At 64.0% G+C, this 1,068-nt stretch carries 2 protein-coding genes; one reads left to right on the top strand and one right to left on the bottom strand.

Translation table 11 applies throughout. The annotated features are described in order from the left end of the window. Nucleotides 1–215, bottom strand: a 215-nt coding sequence (locus tag D2K64_RS23735) for a cupin domain-containing protein (RefSeq protein ID WP_162306252.1), incomplete at its 3' end; no start/stop codon positions are given. 45 nt (nucleotides 216–260) lie between these two features. Here D2K64_RS23735 and D2K64_RS23730 point away from each other — a divergent pair. After that, nucleotides 261–992 carry an SDR family oxidoreductase gene (locus D2K64_RS23730; RefSeq protein WP_120010897.1) on the top strand — a complete coding sequence of 244 codons (732 nt, stop codon included), beginning with the start codon at nucleotides 261–263 and terminating at the stop codon, nucleotides 990–992. Nucleotides 993–1,068 lie beyond the last annotated feature (76 nt).

The following is a 1,068-nucleotide window of genomic DNA, read 5'->3' as shown; positions in this document are numbered from 1 at the left end:
GGCTGCCCTGTGACCATGATCCAGCATGTCCCCCGGAGGACGGCGACGAACTTCATCCGCGCCTGTGCCGGAAAGGTGAGCGCCCAGTCCCCTGCAGCCTCCAGCCGCGTGCGGCGGACGCTTCGCGCGCCGAGCGTGACGAGCACGTCGGATAAGGGGTCATCAAAGTTCCTGGACGAATGCGATGAAACCATGGCGCCCTGAGCATAGATCATCCGGCAGTGTGCCCATACCTTCTCGTCAAAATGAAGGATGCAGCCATGAGCCTTGAGAAAGTCGTCGCCATCACCGGCGCGGGCAGCGGCATCGGCCGAGCCAGCGCGAGGCTGCTCGCCACGCGGGGGGCCAAACTCGTACTGGGCGGGCGTCGCGACGCTCACCTCGCGGCCGTGGCGGCCGAGATCGAGAGCGCGGGTGGCACGGCCACCTACCGGCAGACCGACGTCACCCGACGCGCGGATCTGGACGCCCTAGTCAAGCTGGCATGCGACCGCTACGGCCGTCTTGACGTTCTCGTCAACAATGCGGGCATCGGTCCGATCTCGCGCTTCGACGCGCTGAAGGTGGATGACTGGGACGCGATGATCGACGTCAACATCAAGGGCGTCCTCTACGGCATCGCCGCTGCGCTACCTGTCTTCCAGCAGCAAGGAAGTGGCCACATTGTCAATGTCGTCTCAACGGCCGGGTTACGGATCGTGCCGACCATGGGGGTCTATGCCGCCACCAAGAATGCGGTCCGGACCATCACCGAGGCCTTGCGGCAGGAGGCGGGTCCTCATCTGCGGGTGACTGAGGTGTCGCCAGGTATGATTGCCACCGATTTTGCGGAATCGATGACCGACGAGACGGCGAAGGCTGCCGTCCAGCAGCGGGTATCCGCCATCGCGATCCCGCCAGACGCCATCGCGCGAGGCATTGCATTCGCGATTGAGCAGCCGCCGGAGGTGGATGTCGGCAGCATCGTGATCCGTCCTACGGCACAGGAATGATACCAAATCCCATTGATCAGAACCCATGAGCCCATTCGCGCAGGCCGATGGACATGATGCGCCAGGGCTGATCGAC

The organism is Teichococcus vastitatis, assembly GCF_003604215.1.
Lineage (GTDB): Bacteria > Pseudomonadota > Alphaproteobacteria > Acetobacterales > Acetobacteraceae > Pseudoroseomonas > Pseudoroseomonas vastitatis.
Note: the sequence above shows the minus strand (reverse complement) of the source record. Positions and strands in the feature narration are given on the sequence as shown.